This window comes from Pseudomonas sp. WS 5532 (assembly GCF_012985445.1).
Classification (GTDB): Bacteria; Pseudomonadota; Gammaproteobacteria; order Pseudomonadales; family Pseudomonadaceae; genus Aquipseudomonas; species Aquipseudomonas edaphica.
This window is the reverse complement of sequence record NZ_JAAQWK010000006.1, coordinates 93811-111370: the sequence shown is the minus strand read 5'-3', so window position 1 is coordinate 111370 and position 17560 is coordinate 93811. Positions and strand designations below refer to the sequence as shown.

Here is a 17560-nt window from a genome sequence, read left to right as displayed (position 1 = left end):
TGCCGCATGACTCAACGGTTTAACAACAAGGTCGCGCTGGTCACCGGCGCTGCCCAAGGGATCGGCCGGCGTGTCGCCGAGCGCTTGCTGGAGGAGGGCGCCTGGCTGGTCGCGGTGGATCGCTCCGAGCTGGTGCATGAATTGCAGCATGAGCGAGCGCTGCTGCTGACCGCCGACCTGGAACACTACAGCGAGTGCGCGCGGGTGATGGCCGCCGCCACGGCGCGTTTCGGGCGCATCGACGTGCTGGTCAACAACGTCGGCGGGACTATCTGGGCCAAGCCTTTCGAGCATTACGCCGAGGCTGAAATCGAGGCCGAAGTGCGCCGCTCGCTGTTCCCTACGTTGTGGTGCTGCCATTGCGTGCTGCCCTACATGCTGGAGCAGGGCGCGGGCGCCATCGTCAACGTGTCTTCCGTGGCGACGCGTGGGGTCAATCGCGTGCCGTATGGCGCGGCCAAGGGCGGTGTGAATGCCTTGACGGCCTGCCTGGCCCTGGAGACTGCCGGCAGCGGGATCCGGGTCAACGCCACCGCGCCCGGCGGCACCGAGGCACCGCCACGGCGGATCCCGCGCAACAGCCAGCCGCAAAGCGAGCAAGAGCGTGTGTGGTACCAGCAGATCGTCGACCAGACCCTCGACAGCAGCCCGATGAAACGCTACGGCAGCATCGACGAACAAGCTGGCGCGATTCTGTTCCTGGCGTGCGACGAGGCCTCCTACATCACCGGCGTGACCTTGCCGGTGGGCGGCGGCGACCTCGGCTAAGGCTGTTCCATCAGCTGACACTGACTCACAACAACAATAAAGAGAGCACTGCCATGCGTAGCCATGATGTCCATTCGATTATCGATAATGCCCCGTTCAACCGCTTCCACTGGTTGATCGTGAGCCTGTGTGCCTTGCTATTGATCTTTGACGGCTATGACTTGTTTATCTACGGCGTGGTCCTGCCGTCAATCATGCGCGAGTGGGGGCTGACGCCGTTGCAGGCTGGCGCCCTGGGCAGCTATGCGCTGTTCGGCATGATGTTCGGCGCGTTGATTTTCGGCACCCTGGCGGACCGTTTCGGGCGCAAGAAAGGCATCGTGTTCTGTTTCACCCTGTTCAGTCTGGCCACCGTGATCAATGGCTTTGCCAGCAGCCCAACCGAGTTCGGTATCTGCCGTTTTATCGCCGGGCTCGGCTGCGGCGGGTTGATGCCCAACGCGGCGGCGCTGATCAACGAATACGCGCCGAAGAAATTGCGCAGCACCTTGATGGCCTTCATGTTCAGCGGCTATTCCCTGGGCGGCATGCTCGCCGCCAGCGTGGGGATTTTCATGCTGCCGGCCTATGGTTGGCAGTCGATGTTTTTTGTGGCGGTGATTCCGCTGCTGCTGTTGCCACTGATTGTGTACTGGCTGCCTGAGTCCATCGGCTTCCTGATCCGCCAGGGCCAACAAGACAAGGCTCGCGCGCTGCTTAATCGGTTGTCGCCAGGCACCAGGATCGAGGTCGACGATGCACTGGTGATCGTCGACAGCAACGGTAAAGGCGCCTCGGTGGTAGAGCTGTTCCGCCATGGCCTGGCGGTACGTACGGCGATGATCTGGGTCGCGTTTTTCTGCTGCCTGCTGATGGTCTATGCATTGAGTTCATGGCTGCCCAAGCTGATGGCCGGCGCCGGTTACAGCCTGGGGTCGAGCCTGTCGTTCCTGATCGCGCTGAACCTGGGCGGCATGGCCGGGGCGCTGCTCGGCGGCCGTTTGGGCGACCGCCTGAACCTGGTGAAAGTCGTGATCTGCTTCTTCGCCGCGGCCATGGTCTCGATCAGCCTGCTGGGCATCAACAGCCCGATGCCGGTCCTGTACCTGCTGATCTTCGTCGCGGGTGCCACCACCATTGGTACGCAGATCCTGCTGTACGCGGGGGCTGCGCAGCTTTACGGCTTGTCGATTCGCGCCACGGGCCTGGGCTGGGCGTCCGGCATCGGTCGCAATGGCGCGATTGTCGGCCCGCTGTTGGGCGGCGCGCTGATGGCGATCGAACTGCCTCTGCAACTGAATTTCATGGTCTTTGCGATCCCCGGCGCGATTGCAGCGCTGGCGATGACGGTGTTTGCCCTGAATGAGCGGCGCACCCGTATTGCCATGCCCGCTGCCCCGGCGCTGTGACTGCCAAACCGTCGGCGTTGCTCTGGCAGTTGCATTCGAGCCCTCCAGAAGACGCCTAGAGACTGTCAGGGTCGCCAAAAAACATTTTGACATGGCTCTAGGGCGGTTATTTCAGGTCGAAAAAAATAGTTGTGCCCCCATTTTTGCCCCCACTTGCACTGGCTGTGCTAGCGATCGTGAATGGCGATTCCTGATAAACACCAGTGTGGCTTTAGCTAGCTTTCAGTGTACGCCCTGAAGTCAGTATTTAATGTTCTTGTGACAGTCCTCATCCTGGCTTGGAGTTGCGTTGCAGTATTTTTATGCTGCAATGCGTCGGCAGCAGCCTTCCATCCGCGTGCAATCGATTTGTTTCTTGTTTCGGATGTGCACCAGAGTCATGCTATGGATCAATTCTGCTGAAATTGCGAGATCGCTGTGGAAGTGTCGCTCGATGGAATGAGCTTGGTTGAATCAATTGCACGAGACCTCTCTGCGCCCGGCATGACCCCTGTGCTTGCTATCGAGCGTGCTCTCGAAGCACATCTGCATGAACGATTCGCAGGAGCTTTCTCGGACATCTTGGTTAAACCTCCCAGGGTCAAATTCCACGCGATGTACTTCAAGCAACGGTACGCTTCGCTGTCAGTCCTTCTTGGTAGTGAATACGAGACTTGGTACCCGGAAATCACGCTATCCACTGCTACGTCGCACGCTTTCGATCAGATTGAGCTTACGTCTGAGTCTCTAGAATTGCTTCCCATAGTGTATGGGGGAGGGGTTTCCAAGGTTCATCAACTCAAGCGAAAAGACCTGAAGAGGCAGACAAACCACACTGTGCGGATCAATCACATCAAGCTTGGCTCAGAGGTCATCCAGGCTGTTTTGAGCCGCCTTGTGCAATCACCGCCGTCCCAGCCGCTTATCTCGAACCTCGACCCCTTGTCGAGTTCTTGGGGGCTGAGAATCGTCTCATTCGATCATATGCTGTCTGGCAAGCGACTCCTCTGTGAGTGCTCCAAAGCGTTCCATGAAAACGCCATGGCGAATGTTGAAGCTGGGGGATATCACAGGTCCGCGTTGCGTGAGTACATTTCAACGTGCGACTACGGAATGGGCCTGTGCCACTTGTGTATTGCTAAGTCGGCCCCTGAAGACGAAAGGTACGGTCCTAGTATTGAGACCAATTATGAAAGCTACCTCGATCAAGTGATGTTTGATCTGAAGGTAGATCAGAGAACCGCTCGCGCCGAGGTGATGCACGTCCTTAGGTTAAGCCGGTGGCGGCGGGAGTCCGCATTGTACGGTTTGGTGCGGGAGATTTTTCCTGATCATCAGGTTTTGCGTGAAGCCTCTCCAGGGTGGCTTGGCAGGATGAGACTCGACATTTACCTGCCAGAGCTGGGGCTCGCTATTGAGCATCAAGGAGAGCAGCACTACCGGCCTCTAAAGGTCTTCGGTGGTGAGGAGGCTCATCTACGGGTGGTGGAAAGAGACGCCTCCAAACGTAGGCTATGTGCTGAAAATGGTATTGAGGTCATTGATTTTAAATTTGATGCGCCGCTTACCAAAAGCTCCGTCAGGCAACGCCTTTCAAGATTTTTTGGGGGTTAACGAATGAAGAATTTCAGGGGTTTTGACAGTGATTTCAATATCCTCATTGAGCTGATGGTGGCAACCAGAGGCTTCAACCACCTTTCGAGCAATGGCGATGAATTTTTCTTGCCACTCAACACCTTCAGGTATGCCCCGAAATGATATTTGGCATGATGCAGGGATGGAGCAGGGCGGAAGTGGCTGGTCTTCGGATCGGACGTCATCAGTCAAGTTCATGTCTCCTTGCATAGTCCGGCCCCTTACGCCGGAGCAGGTTGCTCTTTATGATGAAAGCGCCCTTGGCCGAAGGGCGCTCAACTTAACAAGAGACGATGGCTCAGAGAGCCGGTCTGCGGCTCCATCCATGGATGGCGTAATCCAGGGTCACGATGGCAGCAGCTTCGGAAGCCACCTTGTGGAAAGTGTTGTCCTTGGTCTTGTCACCGTAATCGCTGATGCCGCGAACGACTATCACAGGCACGTTCTGCTTGTCGCAGGCGTCGAACACCCCGTAAGCCTCCATTTCAGCTACCACAGCTTTGTCGTGAATGCCTTGGAAACTCTCGAAAAGTTTCGGGTCTCGAATTAGCAGTTCGCCGGAAGCAATGGTTGCAGGGGATACTTTTAACTGGGCAGCAACCTCACCCGCTATGGATGCTATCGGCATCGCGAAGCCAAGCTTGTTCGCATGGTCTTGCAGACGATCGGGTAAGGACGCGGTTGCGAAGTAAGCATTGAGATCTTGCTGGGTAGAGAGCCCAGGTCGAGGCATTTCCGGTCGCGCTGCAAGCTTGCCACCGGCAAGCGCTGCTGCCCCTTCGTAGTACACGACGCGCTCGGACAAGATGACTTCACCAAGGCTCAGTTTTTTACGCCGGCCCGCTGCGATCCCCATCATAAGAACTTTTTTAGGTTTCAGCTCCGACAGCAGGAGCGTTGTGATGGCGGTTGCATTGACGTTGCCAGCATTGCCGAGAGAAGCGATGACGCAAGAAAGTGGGCCGTCAGGTCGTTGAATTGTCACGGGCCAATAGTGGACGCCATGTGCGGTGAAGCGCGTTGGAACATCTTCGCCAACACCGAACATTTTCTTTGCAGCTGCCAGCTCAATGGCGATAGCCGTGATGACCAGAAGGTCTGGAGAGCGTGTCGCTTCCCTGGCCACGATCTCATCTTGGAACATTTCTACGGAAAGATCTGCCAGCTTGTCCAGGCTGTGCAGCGGCTCCTGCAGAGACATGCTGTCCAGTCGGCCTTTCACCTGCTCGCCCGTGAACGGAAACAGCGTCAGGGGCTCCTTGAAGAAGTTTGCGTGAAGGCCGAGCGCTCCTTGGCCGTCCTCGCTGAACCCACCAAGGTGCAAATCAAATGGCAGCACGGGCAGCTTTCGTTTGCGCATCTTGCGGGCTCGGTCTGAAACACCTTTACCGCCACCCAGCGCAATTATCGCCGTGGCAAATTCCACTTGTTCATCACCGATGTTTCCGCCGGTGACCACGTCGTCTTCGAGGTAGATGATCTCCGCGAAATTTGCAGCCGAGAGTCGGCGGATGAACATTCGCTGCTCTGGAGTCATTTTTTTCTGCATGGCCAACTTAGAGGTCACGATCTTCAACTGGCGGGCAGGGGGGGAGCCAGCCAACAGTATTTCTGCCTCGTAGGCCACCGTCCAATCGAAGGTCAGCGCATCACCACCTTCATTGGTGGGGCAGCCTGCCAAGTAGACGACCAAGCCCCCCTGCGCAGCCAGGACGCTCTTAGTAACCGCACGAGTGAAGTCATGCGCGAAGTCGATCGTGGCCTTCTCTGTCTTCTTGGAGATGCTGCCTGCGATCAGAATGAATTCATTTTCAAGATTTGCCATCGTGACAATTCCAGTAGCTGATGTGGTGAGTGTTGGCTGGCTTCTAATCGTTATGGGTGTAGCAGGGCATAAATCTCATCCCTATTTTTGAGTGCCAGTTGAATGACTTCGGGACGTTGTTCAGCTTGATCCTCCGTGAGGTTGAGCTGGAAAAGCAGGTAGAGCAGCAACGCTTGGCGGCACTCAAGATGCATTTCTCCGTTTTCCATTGAATAGTCGCTCTCGATCAGGCGACGCTTAGCAGGACTGAGCTTGGGATGAGCCGTGAGAACGACGTCGACCATCTTGTTCCAGGCTGTATCCATCGATGCTCGCTCATGATCTGGGCCTGCGTACTGAGCACGCTTAATACGTGTCAGCGAGAAATCTCGGAAGTCATTGCGTTTATGGCAGTACGCTCGTGCATGCCAGCGATTTCCGTCATGCACTAACGCATGAGGGGTCAGCTTACGTTCACTGCCTTCGGGGTCAGTCATGGACTGGTACGTGACCTCAACTGAACCATTCTCACGAATGGCTCGCAGAATCTCACCAACAACATCTGCGTTAAGACGTCGTCCCAGTTTGGGAACGCCAGCGACGGGGGATTGCCATCCCAAAAAGCTCCCGTAAGGCACATCTGGTTGAACAGCCACGCGCAACAAATCTTCGAGGTAACGTTCAACTGCACTGGACTGAAAAACCGGCTGGAATGCTTCCGTCGCTCGGTAAACACGCGCTCGCGTGTCGTACTCCATGTTGTTAGAGGCCAGCTTTGTGTACTCGGTTATATCCAGCGAAGCTTGTGGCACCGATATGCCGAAGAAGTCAGTGAGATTGCTTCGGTTGATTTGTCCATCCCACCGCAACCGATAGTCGATGAATTCCAAGCGACGCTCCTGGCCCCAACGCGCTCCTTGCCGACCCTTAGTGGGTTGCTCGTCCGTGGGATTGGAATCGTTTGTCATGTCGAACCTCGATAGCGTATAAAAACTAGACTGCATCTAAAAACTATGCGTATAGTAATCATACGCTAGCAACCTGTTAGGTGCAATTTCTCCCTGCCATCCACCGTTTCGGTGTTTGTAGAGAATTGGCGACTGACAGCGAGCCGTTTGAATGGTGCGTGCATGAAGCAGGCGTCGTTCCGCCAATCCATCCGTCGGCATGTGGTGTAGCTGTTGGTAGGAAGGCTGTTGCAACTATCTCAACCATTTCTAGGAGGGAGCGGCCGATGCCACTTACCAATACGCAGGTCAGGTACTACGACAGTAACGTGTTGCGCTTGCCGAAGGATAAGCGCGAAACCTATAACGCCCAGGTCGATCGGCTCATCGCCGCGTTGCGCGACAGCCTTAAGAAGCAGGACAAGATATCCATCAAGCGCGTGGTGAAGGCTGGATCGTTCGCTAAGCACACCATCCTTCGGAAGACTTCCGAGGACGCCGTCGATGTGGATGTGGTGTTTTACATCAGCGGCGAAAAGGTAGATGAGGAAACGTTTTCAAGCCTGAGCCAAAAAATCTATGAGGCGCTGATCAAGCTGTATCCGAACAAAGCGGTTGAGGACTTTGAAATCCAGCGCAAGGCCGCGACCGTTACGTTCGTTGGTACCGGGCTGGACGTGGACATCGTTCCGGTCATTGAAAACCCGAACAAGGAAGGTTACGGCTGGCAGTTCGACCGTATCGATGGCTCGAAGACCGAAACCTGCGCGCCGTGCCAAGTGAAATTCGTTAAGGATCGCAAGGATCAAGATCCTGACTTCCGCACCCTTGTGCGCTTGGCGAAGCGGTGGCGTACGAAGGCCGAGTGCCCGCTTAAGTCCTTTCACATTGAGCTCATCATGGCTCACGTGCTGGAGGTGAACGGAAAAGAGGGTTCTCTGGAAAAGCGCTTTCGAGATTTTCTCCTCTACATTGTCGAGTCCGGCCTGCAGGAAGTCATCAAGTTTCCCGAAAACCGAGCTGCCTCCGATTTCACTGACCCTGTCGTGATTCTTGATCCCGTGTGCGACACGAATAACGTGGCCAGCCGGATTACTGAGGACGAACGCAAGGAAATTGTTCGGATCGCAGAGGCGTCTTGGGAAACGGCAAATTTTGCGTCTGTCGAAGGTGATTTCGAAATCTGGAAAGAATTGTTCGGTCGAGCGTTCAAGGTGGAGGATGCGGCATGACCCAGACCAGCACGCAAACGACGACCTACACCACCACAGATATCGAGGCGGTGGTGCGTCGCATAACCTCCGACCTGGTGATGATCGCTTCCAGCAGTGGAGCTGTCACTGAAGAGCGTGCTCGCGAATGGGGGAATGACATCGAACTGCTGGCCAAGAACGGCTATCTAAATTACGTCGATCTCACGCTCCTCAGTCACGGGGTCGAACAGAAGGCAACCCGTTTTTACGTCAATGAGTCGGGGACGTTAGCTAACGATCGTCCTGGCGATGCCCGCTGGCCGAAAGTTGCTGGGCCCCATCTGCGAATCGTACTGTCTCACCACAGCACTTACGATCAACAAGCACAAGAAAAATTGGCCGGGAGAATGAAGATCTCCTGGACGACGAGCAACGACGATATCAGTCACTCGCGGCTGACACAGAGCGGTGGGCGTGAATACTCCAGCAATGGCTACGGCATGCAACGCAAGGACTACACTTGATGACTAAGAACAGCGTATTCGATGCCGCAATCGACTTGCCGCAGCGGGAACTAACTGAGCGTGAGGGCGTGCTACTTGGATTTGATAGTCGTTATGAGCGTATCCACAACCAGCTTCGCCTGTTGCTCAACCAAGGCCAATTGCAGGAGTGGAGCAATACTCATCACAAAAGCGTATTGCCCATCTGCAATCTGATAGCTGACCAATATCCACTTGTAATTTTTCACGGTGACGTGGGGACAGGCAAGACAGCAACAGCAGAGTGCATTGCGAACCGAATCGTCCGTGAGTCGCGCACTGAAGATTCCGTATTGTTCAAACTGAGCAATCGGGTGCGCGGTTCCGGTAAGGTCGGTGAAATGGGAACGCTGTTGACTCAAGCCTGGGCAGAGGTGGTAGAGGCCGCGGGCAAGAACCGCCGTGCAATCTTGATCATCGACGAGGGGGATTCGATAGCTGCTTCCAGGTCTCAAAGCCAGAGTCACCACGAAGACAAAGTCGCAGTGAACACGCTAATTCAAGGTGTCGATGACCTACGGAAATACGGTGGTCGTGTTGTGGTGATCCTCTGCACTAATCGGTTGTCGGTGCTTGACGCTGCTCTACGCCGACGTGCTGCCATCGTTGAGGAGTTCACTCGCCCTGACGTTGCTGAGAGAAAAGCGCTCTTCAGCATGGATCTGGCGGGGATGGGGCTTTCGGATAAACAACTTGGTGAGTTGGCTGCTGCGACGGGAGAGCGGGGAAATCAACCCGCCTGGACATACTCTGATATTCGCACTCGGTTATACCCATCAGCAATGGCCAAGGCTTTTCCAGATCGAGCCTTGAGCTTCAAGGATCTGACTGAGTCCCTTTTGTCGATGCGTCCGTCTCCCGTCATGGAAGACAACTGACGCATGCTGTCCATGGTAGCGGTGCTACCCACACGTAGAACATTCCAATGCAAGCGGAGCATGTATGAAGGCAGGTAAAGAGATATTCGTGTCGGTCGACGTTGAGGCTTCAGGCCCAATTCCTGGCAAATACAGCATGCTTTCCATAGGGGCATGCGTCGTCTCAGACGTCGACGCTCAGTTTTCCTGCTATATCAAGCCCATTTCTGATGACTTCGTCCCGGAGGCAATGGAGGTTACGGGTCTCTCGCTAGAGAAGCTTCGTGCAGAAGGTCTGGAGCCGAAAGAGGCAATGTCTCGCTTCAAGACCTGGATCGATTCATTGGCTTCCGATAGCGAAACCGTAGTGTTCGTGGGATTCAATGCATCCTTTGACTGGGGGTTCGTGAATTATTATTTTCACCAATTTCTCGGTGAAAATCCATTTGGTATAGCTGCACTGGACATCAAGTCGATGTATTTTGGTGCTTCAGACTGCACATGGAAGATGACGCGATCTAGCGAAATAGCAAAGGTGGTTAATCCGGAATGTGCCGGCGACCACGATGCCTTGCATGACGCTATTTACCAGGCGGAATTGTTTTCTCTGATCCGTAAAAAAATTATGGAATAAAACTCCTTCGCTATCTTTTTTGTCCTGGTTTTATTAATTGTAACTAGCTTAACTCTGCTCTGGCGGGGAGGGTAGAGTGTGGCTCCTCCAACGAGTGTAAGGAAGGGAAATGGGATCTCGTGGCTACTTGAGTTTTATTAAAGATAATCCAGTTTACAAAAGTGCTGAAAAGGACTGGCATGTTGAGCTGACAGACTACACGGTTTTTTGGTTTGATCTGTTAGTGAATCCACCCGTCGGTGTCGACTACCAGAAACGCATTTCAGACCAGCTACGTGCCTACCGAAAAGAAGTCGAAGAATGTAATGATAAGCGCTTTGTCTACTTCATTGCGTCTAGAGATAAAGTGCGGTTTAGTACCAAGAAGGCCCCTGAGTATAGCTGGACTAAGAAAGAAGTAATTATTCACCTAGAGATGGGTTCGAAAAGAAAGCCCAAGAAAGTCCGACTTCCAGCTTTGCCCGAGCTGATAGGTGTTCAGCTTCCAGTAATTTTCGATGAAGGTCGATTCATCGGGCTTTGGGGCCCTGGTCAGTCCTATGCAGCAGGGTTCACTGTGCACGAGTTTTTGATGATGCATAACATAAATCTTGGAATTGACACGGAGGTTCTATACGTCGGCTCCACCGACGATCCTGCTCGCCGCCCGTTAAAACGAGATCACCGCGGCTACAGTGACTCACTGTATGGTATCTCTACAACAGAAAAAGACGTATTTGTTTATTATAATTTGTTCAAGGCTCTCTCAATTACAAAAGAAAGCCCGTATGCACTTCATTTTATTTTAGGTAATTCGATGATTGATGAGGTGCAGAAAAAAGAAGAAGGCCTGTTGCTTGAACATGGCCTTATCCATTACTTTGGTGCGAAGAGCCAGGAGAAAAGTAGAGAGCAGGAGTATGGGAGGCTGCGAGAGGGTATGAGCAGGCTGAAAGAGAATTACAAGATCGCTTCTGTTAACTTTCACATGGAAGCAGAAACTTCGACTGAGTATTGGACGCTATTTTCTAGTCAAGTGCAGAGTGGTCATCGTCACTGGTTTTCTCTTACATTGGATAATGGCCAGGTAAAAACTGGTGATGCCAAGAATCCGCTTATGCAGTCTAGCGGTGTTGAGCAGGCTGTGGTGAAGAAGTAGTTTTAGCGAGCTATTTGGCAATCATGGCCTTTGAATGTTGATATGAATTTTGGAAGATGGTTAGAGGTCAGGTGATACATTAAGTGCTATTCTCGATCTTCTCAAGGCGAAACTTGACGTCGCTGGGTTGCAATAATAAACAATCGTGGTATTCCCTAGGTGCGTGCCCAGTAGCTTCCGTAAAAAGGATTTTTAAATTATATGTTACCTGAAGAATTTGATGAGCTCAGCTCTGGTGCTAGCGAAATCGCCTTGGTCAAGACGACTGAGGTAATTGCTGATCCACTAGGTCATCTCTCTGCCGAGCAAGTTGAAAGTATTTATCAACGATATCTACAAGGCGAAAAGGTCAGCGAGCTATTAAATGAGTTTTCCATCAAATCTAATGCAAACTCACTTTTACCGCTCCTTCCTAATTTGGAACGTAAAGATCTTTCGTGTCCTCATTGCACTGCCCATGCGACTCAGAAGCGTGCTGCCCGAAATAGAACTGCGAATAGACCGGTGTGCACCGGGTGCGATCACACTTACGCGATCTATCGGGGCGATACCTGTGGTTGTAGGGGTTGTATAAGTGAATACTTAGGCCAGCTCAATGGCGACGGTATGCACTGCAGAGTCCCCTACGAGGGGTTGACGCTTCGTGAAAAAGTAATCTTGCTCGCTTCTCTTATGATGGCAGCCCCAACTGACGTGACGTGTTTATCATTTGTACAGCTTCAACGATGGCATCGCCGGTTGGCACCTACGTCCGGGTATCAAGATAAGTGCATCAAAGATTTATTCAGTAGGCGTATCATCCTGGTATCCCCGGAAACATCGTTTGATGCGCTAGACTTTTATCGCACATATGAACGATATGACTTTTTGTGGTGGGTTCCTAATGTCAGCGATGGTGCTGACGGCATAGCCTTAGATATTCAGTCTCTTCAGATGCTAATCGCTTATGACCTGGATAGAAATAAGGCTGAACTTGAGCCTGTTTTGAAAGAGCTAATCTATGAGATTGCTGAAGAAGAACTCATAGAGTATCTGAACTACCGAGTGGAGAACGCATCGGTAAAGTTCAAGGCCGAGCGCGCAACACGCGAGGTTTTGAGGCCTTTGCTTGCCTCTAGCTCTGTCAGCAACATATTTAGCATTATTTGGAAGGCTGTTAAACAAGCGGATAAATCGCTTGAGAAAGGAGTTTTCAAGGGGGCCACACATGCCGGTAACTGGATCCCATCTGCCATCGTGCGTGTGGCTGAGGAGGAGAAACAGTACGAATATGACCGATTGAAAGGGTCTAAAATCTGTCAGATTTCTGAGGTCATTTACAGCCTGATTCTAGACGACCCAGATGGTAGCTTTAAGATGCCTCTGCCGCGTTACACCGCCGAGGTGATGCGACCGGTGCTCGAAGGTATCAGTAGCGCAAAAGGCGCGAAAATCGCGTGATTCTGTCGAGAGGCAAAGTCAGCAGAGGGCGTACGCTCCCTGCTGAATTTTATTGCACGTCACTTGCGGGGTTTACCCGCATCACTCCGCTTATCTCGAATCTGTCCATCTTGATTTCGAGAGCGTGGCTGCTCACCACCGCCTGGCTTGGGAACGTTGACGTCTTTGTTGATAGGGCGACGATCTGTCATACGAAATCTCCTTCATGCGTTAAGGATATTACGAAATACATCGGTCGACAGCAGGCACATCAGATGGAAACCACGTTATATGGTGTTTTTTGATTTGCTTTACCACAACATAGTGTGTTTTTTGCTGGGTTAGCAATTGTTTTGGATCACATCCTATGGCGCTAGAGCAAGGGGGCTGCGGATAGAGCAACTATTGGCACAGCCATACGAGCCGGACTTGCCGGTGCGCTCAGGAATCAAGCTATCATCTGGCCATTACTGTTACGTACCAAGGATGGGCGGATAGGCACCCTAAATGGGCGCTTACTCCATCTGTTGATCCGATTGCAAGCAAGGAGAATCGCAGTGAGATCCCAGGTTAGAATCATCGACTCGACGCAGTTAAAAAACGCCAACCCGAACCTTGTAGATCCTGTCGGTTACCGCAAAAGCGGGCTGAGCTTGAATCACATCATTGGCTGTCCACTCGATTGCAGCTACTGCGTTCGTCATCTCTATGGAAATTTCGATCAGCGAACGCCGCAAGCATTGATGAGCGATGAAGAAGCCTTCCAGCGATTTATCACTCACCGGTATTTCCAGCCTCATATCACACCCATTCAGTTGTTCAACCGGGCCACCGATCCGATGCTCCCCGAGGTCAAGAGTCATACTCATAATCTGCTGCGTATGCTTGATGAGGCCGGGCTGACCAACAATGTGCTTGTGATCACTCGATGGCGTGTATCTCAGGACGATTGCGAGCGCTTCAATACGCTCAGAAATATCAAGCTGACAGTGCTGGTTACGTACTCAGGAATTGATGATCCGAAGATCGAGCCCATCAAGTCTTCGATCGCTGCCAACAGTCTGAAGATGCTGTTCCGCCATGCCAGGCACTACAAAGTGGTGTTGTATTGGCGCCCAATCGTTCCAGGGCTAAACGACTCGTTTGAACACATTGCAAAGGCCGCGGCGCTGGCCAACCATGCCCATGCGACCGTATTTAGCGGTCTGTTCTATCGAAAGGAAATAGCCGAGTTTTACCAGAGCCAAGGAATCCCTGAACCTTACAAAATGACGGCAAGACGAAAACTACTCCCGCTGGAAGATGAGCATAGGTTGCTCAGATTGTATGGGGAACAGAATCAGGTGACACCGATCTTCCACAAAACCTCTTGCGGAGTCGCCTTTGCGCATGCGCAACCCGATTACAACGGACACTTCGGCATCACCGAACTATGCGATACCTGCCCTAGCTCCCAATTCTCCATCTGCAAGGCGGCATGGAAGAAGCCAGATCAGCAGATTCTCAATCGAATGTGCCACGAGCTGGGTGCTGTGGAAGACCCGCAGGTGAACGACCGTGCGATTGTCGTTCGTGGCCTGGATGAACAGCGTCGTTACTATTTACAGCACTCACTAGGCTATCAGGTGCACGACGCTGACAAACCCCATCACTACGCGCGCCATGGCCGCGCCGAGGCTACAAGGAATCTCTGATGCTAAAAACAGACTTCGCCTGGCCCTCTGAACCAATCATCATCGTAGACGTTGAGGGCAATGGGCATACGCCACCCGACTTGGTCGAGGTGGGAATCGCCTCATTTCCACCGACGGAAAACCGCGAGATTTTGTCTTGGTTAATCAAGCCCGTCCACCGGATCACTTGGCAGGCCCAGCGAATCCACGGTATTAAAAACGCGGAGCTGGAAAATTGCCCATCCTGGACTGAGATCATGGATGACGTCGAGCAGCAACTGCAGAGCCGATGGTTCGTCGCGCATAATGCGTCGGTCGACTATGGCGTGATGAAGCGTCACCTACCCGAATGGTCGCCAGTGGGGGTCATCGACACTTTGAAACTTGCTCGTCACGTCTACCCTAACGCCAAGAGCCATCGGCTTGAGTCATTGCTCATTGACACAGGGTTGCGCGACAAAGTCGCCGACCAGCTCCACCGAGCAGCAGATGATGCTTATGCGACGGCCTTATTGCTTGATCATCTCATCGAAAAGTCAGCTGTCAGCACTTGGAAGGACATCTGCAAAGTCGCGCAGCTCAAAACGCAACCTCACGAGCAATCGCCTCCCCCGGAGCAAGGAAGCCTATGGTGAAGCCTGTTCTTTTAGGCGTCACTGGAACCCACTCCACGGGGAAATCCACCTTCTGTGAAGCGCTCAAAGTTTTACTTGAGTGCAAAGGCATCTGCGTTGCTACCATCCCATCGTTCGGGAAGCTGGCGGTACAGCAAGGTATCCCGCTGCTCACTCAGCATACCTACGACTCCACGATGTGGTTTATCGACCGTACGCTCGAGGCGCAACGAGCAGCGGTTGACACTGCCGAGGTGATATTGGTCGATCGACCGATCATGGATGCCGTGGCGTATTGGAATGCCGCAGTCGAGCATCGAGGTACACCTGCACCGATGCACCAGGTAGACGTGGTCAAATCATTAATCACCAGCCAGCTTCCTGGCTACACGACGATCGTTGCGACCAGGCTTGATAGCTCCATTGCTCTTGGTCCAGGACGCGATACCAACTTGCCTTTCAGGGCGTCCGTCGACAGCCATTTGCACCAGATTTTGAGCGACTTCGGGATCCAGCATCAGATGCTTGTTCCTGACGTACGGGATGCTCTTCTCGATAGCTTACATACCCATATCCTTCGAAAATTGGAGCACTTATGACCGCCGCCCGTACGGGACTCTTGGCAGGAAAGCAGGTTCGGCGCCTCGGGTTTGGCACCATGAGGCTCACGGGGCCGGGCATCTGGGGCCCACCAGCTTCAGAAGCTGAAGCTGTTCAGCTCCTGCGTAAAGCGGTGGAGTTGGGCGTGCAACACATCGATACCGCTGACGCCTATGGGCCAAATGTGGCCGAGGGGCTAATTCGTAAAGCGTTGTTTCCCTATGCCGACGACCTGATCATTGCAACTAAAGGTGGCTTCACCCGTCAAGGTCCCGGCAAGTGGACGCCATGCGGCGTTCCTGCGTATTTGCGCCAGTGCGTTGAGATGAGCCTCAGGCAGCTCAACGTCGAAGCGATAGATCTGTATTACTTGCACCGTGTCGATCCAAAAGTCCCCTTGGCTGACCAGGTCGGGGAGCTTGAGCAGATGCGACAAGAAGGGAAGATCAAATGCCTGGGCTTGTCGAAAGTCGATATTCCTCAAATCACGCAGGCGATTGCGATTGCACCCATCGCCGCGGTTCAGAATCAATTTAGCATCCTGGATAACCAGTCCGAGGATGTGATCCGCTGGTGTGAGCAGAACGAAATAGCGTTCATTCCCTACGCGCCTCTGAGCGCCGGAAGGTATTTTTCAACCGGTGAGGTTCGAGGCCAGTCCGCCTCGGCAACCCATGCCTTGAAATGGCTTCTGAACTACTCGCCGGTCATGTTCCCAATTCCGGGCACATCCAGAGTTGAGCATCTGGAGGAAAACCTCAGATCGGATATTGAGGGCTAGCACCTCGTGCGCTCTCTCATTCGACACATTGGCCTATGGGCTATTTTTCCCAGCTGCTCGAGTGGCACTCTAGTGTTTACCGATGGAGATTGGCTTTGAGTACCCGCATCCCACCTTTTAGTTCGCAACACGTAGAAGCTGCATGTCGAGTTCTGGCTGATACGGAACGTGGCTTGAGCGGCACTCAAATTGGATATCTCCTCCAAGACATTCGCGTTCCGGACGCCGACGCCAACAACACCAAGTGGAAGCGCTTGTTCAACGCTTTGGCACAAATGCAAAACCAGCATCAGGTCGGGAACCATCTCATTCTTTTCATCAACAGCGCTATGAATCCTGTGAGCTACGCCCGGGATCGTGAGGCCTTTATTTGGCGCAGGGATGAGCTCAACGTTGTCCTAGCATTCTCGGGATTCTATGTGCGCGATGATGGAAAGGTCGGGCGTGCGGACAAGGCAACCACACTGGATGTGGCCCGTGCCCGTGTAGGCCGGCTCAAAGCTGCGCTAGAAGCCCGAGCAGTACATGAGGAGGTTATGAAATATTGTAGGGCAGAACTGTTGAGCGAAAATTACTTCCACGCCGTATTTGAGGCTACAAAGGGGATTGCGGCACGAATCCGAAATCTTTCGGGCTTGAATGGTGATGGCGCCGATTTGGTGACAAAGGCTTTCCTTGGGCAAAGCCCAATGCTTGCCTTGGGCCCCCTGGCCACCGAGTCTGAGAAAAGTGAGCAGAGGGGATTTGCGAATCTGCTAATCGGACTGTTCGGCGCCGTCCGCAATCCTTTGGCGCATGCGACGAAGATAGATTGGCCTATGTCCGAGCAAGACGCCCTCGACATTCTCACGATGGTATCGCTGATGCATCGTAAGCTTGATGTCACCCGAAAGATAAACCCTTAGGTTCAGTAGGGTGAGCCAGCGGATTTCTTCAGCCCCTTCGTCCCGACTCACCTCTATCGAGAAAAATGCGATGCCGGTCTATTTCATTGGTCAGGTACAGGCCAACAATTGCATCCACATCAAAATTGGGCGCGCTAGCGACATCACGCGCCGGCGTGGTCAGCTACAGACCGGTAGCCCCTTTCCTTTGGAGGTGATGGGCTGGATTCATTCAGAAAATGATGCAGCTCTTGAAAGGAAGCTCCACATCCATTTCGCGCCACAGAGGCAGATAGGAGAATGGTTCCGGATCGAACCTGCTGACGTCTTGCCCATCCTGATGGATGAAGGCGAAGATGGATTCATAGCGAAAAATGCTGATGCATTCGAAATCACGGGGTATGGGCGAGACGCGTTACCGGAATACATGGGCGTCTGGGCGTGGGGTGATTTGGAGATCCAAGAGTGCTGCCCGTTTTGTGGATGCTTTTGCGGTATGCATTACCAAGACGCTTCCTGCATGTACCACTGCATCAATTGCGATGTGCTCACAGACTTTTCGGATATCTCGCGGGAAGATCGTGATTGATCCCCACGCCTCGAACTTTCTCGATCATGGCCGTGAAATAAAGGTTCGCTAAGTGAAGGCGCTGCCGCGGATCGGTGGCCCAGTGAAAAAACGCGAGATTGGGTATTCGTGGCGG

General features: G+C 53.1%; 18 protein-coding genes. 15 read left to right on the top strand and 3 right to left on the bottom strand.

The features are described from left to right. The first annotated feature begins 6 nt into the window (after positions 1 to 6). The 3 genes from HBO23_RS12660 (at position 7) to HBO23_RS12650 (ending at position 3749) form a co-directional block, all read left to right on the top strand. Positions 7 to 768, top strand: coding sequence for a 1,6-dihydroxycyclohexa-2,4-diene-1-carboxylate dehydrogenase (locus HBO23_RS12660; RefSeq protein WP_099549812.1), 762 nt, complete (start codon positions 7 to 9; stop codon positions 766 to 768). 53 nt (positions 769 to 821) lie between these two features. Then, the gene (locus HBO23_RS12655) at positions 822 to 2156 is read left to right on the top strand and encodes an aromatic acid/H+ symport family MFS transporter (protein WP_170038286.1); all 1335 of its coding nucleotides are present in this window, start codon (positions 822 to 824) and stop codon (positions 2154 to 2156) included. Positions 2157 to 2573: 417 nt separating this feature from the next. Continuing rightward, positions 2574 to 3749 carry a hypothetical protein gene (locus tag HBO23_RS12650; protein WP_170038284.1) on the top strand — a complete coding sequence of 392 codons (1176 nt, stop codon included), beginning with the start codon at positions 2574 to 2576 and terminating at the stop codon, positions 3747 to 3749. Here HBO23_RS12650 and HBO23_RS12645 read toward each other — a convergent pair. The 3 genes from HBO23_RS12645 to HBO23_RS12635 form a co-directional block, all read right to left on the bottom strand. After that, complete coding sequence (locus tag HBO23_RS12645; protein ID WP_170038282.1) at positions 3729 to 3962, bottom strand: hypothetical protein; 234 nt, start codon at positions 3960 to 3962, stop codon at positions 3729 to 3731. The genes HBO23_RS12650 and HBO23_RS12645 overlap by 21 nt on opposite strands. 106 nt (positions 3963 to 4068) lie before the next feature. Next, positions 4069 to 5595 (bottom strand): purine phosphorylase, encoded by a 1527-nt coding sequence (locus tag HBO23_RS12640; protein ID WP_170038280.1) that lies wholly within the window; start codon positions 5593 to 5595, stop codon positions 4069 to 4071. Between the two features lie 50 nt (positions 5596 to 5645). Continuing rightward, positions 5646 to 6464, bottom strand: coding sequence for a WYL domain-containing protein (locus tag HBO23_RS12635; RefSeq protein WP_262378184.1), 819 nt, complete (start codon positions 6462 to 6464; stop codon positions 5646 to 5648). 344 nt (positions 6465 to 6808) lie between these two features. Here HBO23_RS12635 and HBO23_RS12630 point away from each other — a divergent pair, with 344 nt between their 5' ends. The 12 genes from HBO23_RS12630 to HBO23_RS12575 all read left to right on the top strand — a co-directional run bounded on the left by HBO23_RS12630 (position 6809) and on the right by HBO23_RS12575 (position 17445). Continuing rightward, positions 6809 to 7753: a CBASS oligonucleotide cyclase gene (locus HBO23_RS12630; protein WP_170038276.1), complete on the top strand. Its 945-nt coding sequence runs from the start codon at positions 6809 to 6811 to the stop codon at positions 7751 to 7753. Continuing rightward, positions 7750 to 8238, top strand: a complete 489-nt coding sequence (locus HBO23_RS12625) for a hypothetical protein (RefSeq protein ID WP_170038274.1) — start codon at positions 7750 to 7752, stop codon at positions 8236 to 8238. The genes HBO23_RS12630 and HBO23_RS12625 overlap by 4 nt, the downstream gene beginning before the upstream one ends. Further along, positions 8238 to 9134, top strand: coding sequence for an ATP-binding protein (locus HBO23_RS12620; protein ID WP_170038272.1), 897 nt, complete (start codon positions 8238 to 8240; stop codon positions 9132 to 9134). The genes HBO23_RS12625 and HBO23_RS12620 overlap by 1 nt, the downstream gene beginning before the upstream one ends. Positions 9135 to 9198: 64 nt before the next feature. Further along, positions 9199 to 9747, top strand: a complete 549-nt coding sequence (locus tag HBO23_RS12615; RefSeq protein ID WP_170038270.1) for a 3'-5' exonuclease — start codon at positions 9199 to 9201, stop codon at positions 9745 to 9747. A 109-nt stretch (positions 9748 to 9856) separates the two neighbouring features. Beyond that, positions 9857 to 10885, top strand: coding sequence for a hypothetical protein (locus HBO23_RS12610; RefSeq protein WP_170038268.1), 1029 nt, complete (start codon positions 9857 to 9859; stop codon positions 10883 to 10885). 201 nt (positions 10886 to 11086) lie between these two features. Beyond that, positions 11087 to 12325 carry a hypothetical protein gene (locus HBO23_RS12605; RefSeq protein WP_170038266.1) on the top strand — a complete coding sequence of 413 codons (1239 nt, stop codon included), beginning with the start codon at positions 11087 to 11089 and terminating at the stop codon, positions 12323 to 12325. A gap of 536 nt (positions 12326 to 12861) precedes the next feature. Then, positions 12862 to 13998 carry a radical SAM protein gene (locus HBO23_RS12600; RefSeq protein ID WP_170038264.1) on the top strand — a complete coding sequence of 379 codons (1137 nt, stop codon included), beginning with the start codon at positions 12862 to 12864 and terminating at the stop codon, positions 13996 to 13998. Then, on the top strand, positions 13998 to 14612 hold the full coding sequence (locus HBO23_RS12595) for a 3'-5' exonuclease (RefSeq protein WP_170038262.1): 615 nt from the start codon (positions 13998 to 14000) through the stop codon (positions 14610 to 14612). The genes HBO23_RS12600 and HBO23_RS12595 overlap by 1 nt, the downstream gene beginning before the upstream one ends. Continuing rightward, a complete protein-coding gene (locus tag HBO23_RS12590; RefSeq protein WP_170038260.1) occupies positions 14609 to 15190 on the top strand; it encodes an AAA family ATPase in 582 nt (193 codons plus the stop codon). Before HBO23_RS12595 ends, HBO23_RS12590 begins: the two co-directional genes overlap by 4 nt. Next, on the top strand, positions 15187 to 15972 hold the full coding sequence (locus HBO23_RS12585) for an aldo/keto reductase (RefSeq protein WP_170038258.1): 786 nt from the start codon (positions 15187 to 15189) through the stop codon (positions 15970 to 15972). Before HBO23_RS12590 ends, HBO23_RS12585 begins: the two co-directional genes overlap by 4 nt. 95 nt (positions 15973 to 16067) lie before the next feature. Then, positions 16068 to 16877: a TIGR02391 family protein gene (locus HBO23_RS12580; RefSeq protein ID WP_170038256.1), complete on the top strand. Its 810-nt coding sequence runs from the start codon at positions 16068 to 16070 to the stop codon at positions 16875 to 16877. Positions 16878 to 16887: 10 nt separating this feature from the next. Continuing rightward, on the top strand, positions 16888 to 17445 hold the full coding sequence (locus tag HBO23_RS12575; protein ID WP_346343058.1) for a GIY-YIG nuclease family protein: 558 nt from the start codon (positions 16888 to 16890) through the stop codon (positions 17443 to 17445). Positions 17446 to 17560: the final 115 nt, after the last annotated feature.

Bases quoted from the DNA above. Each gene is read 5' to 3' on its own strand.
- HBO23_RS12660 (WP_099549812.1), top strand. From the start codon at position 7: ATGACTCAACGGTTTAACAACAAGGTCGCGCTGGTCACCGGCGCTGCC.
- HBO23_RS12655 (WP_170038286.1), top strand. From the start codon at position 822: ATGCGTAGCCATGATGTCCATTCGATTATCGATAATGCCCCGTTCAAC.
- HBO23_RS12640 (WP_170038280.1), bottom strand. From the start codon at position 5,595: ATGGCAAATCTTGAAAATGAATTCATTCTGATCGCAGGCAGCATCTCC.
- HBO23_RS12630 (WP_170038276.1), top strand. From the start codon at position 6,809: ATGCCACTTACCAATACGCAGGTCAGGTACTACGACAGTAACGTGTTG.
- HBO23_RS12625 (WP_170038274.1), top strand. From the start codon at position 7,750: ATGACCCAGACCAGCACGCAAACGACGACCTACACCACCACAGATATC.
- HBO23_RS12620 (WP_170038272.1), top strand. From the start codon at position 8,238: ATGACTAAGAACAGCGTATTCGATGCCGCAATCGACTTGCCGCAGCGG.
- HBO23_RS12615 (WP_170038270.1), top strand. From the start codon at position 9,199: ATGAAGGCAGGTAAAGAGATATTCGTGTCGGTCGACGTTGAGGCTTCA.
- HBO23_RS12610 (WP_170038268.1), top strand. From the start codon at position 9,857: ATGGGATCTCGTGGCTACTTGAGTTTTATTAAAGATAATCCAGTTTAC.
- HBO23_RS12605 (WP_170038266.1), top strand. From the start codon at position 11,087: ATGTTACCTGAAGAATTTGATGAGCTCAGCTCTGGTGCTAGCGAAATC.
- HBO23_RS12595 (WP_170038262.1), top strand. From the start codon at position 13,998: ATGCTAAAAACAGACTTCGCCTGGCCCTCTGAACCAATCATCATCGTA.
- HBO23_RS12585 (WP_170038258.1), top strand. From the start codon at position 15,187: ATGACCGCCGCCCGTACGGGACTCTTGGCAGGAAAGCAGGTTCGGCGC.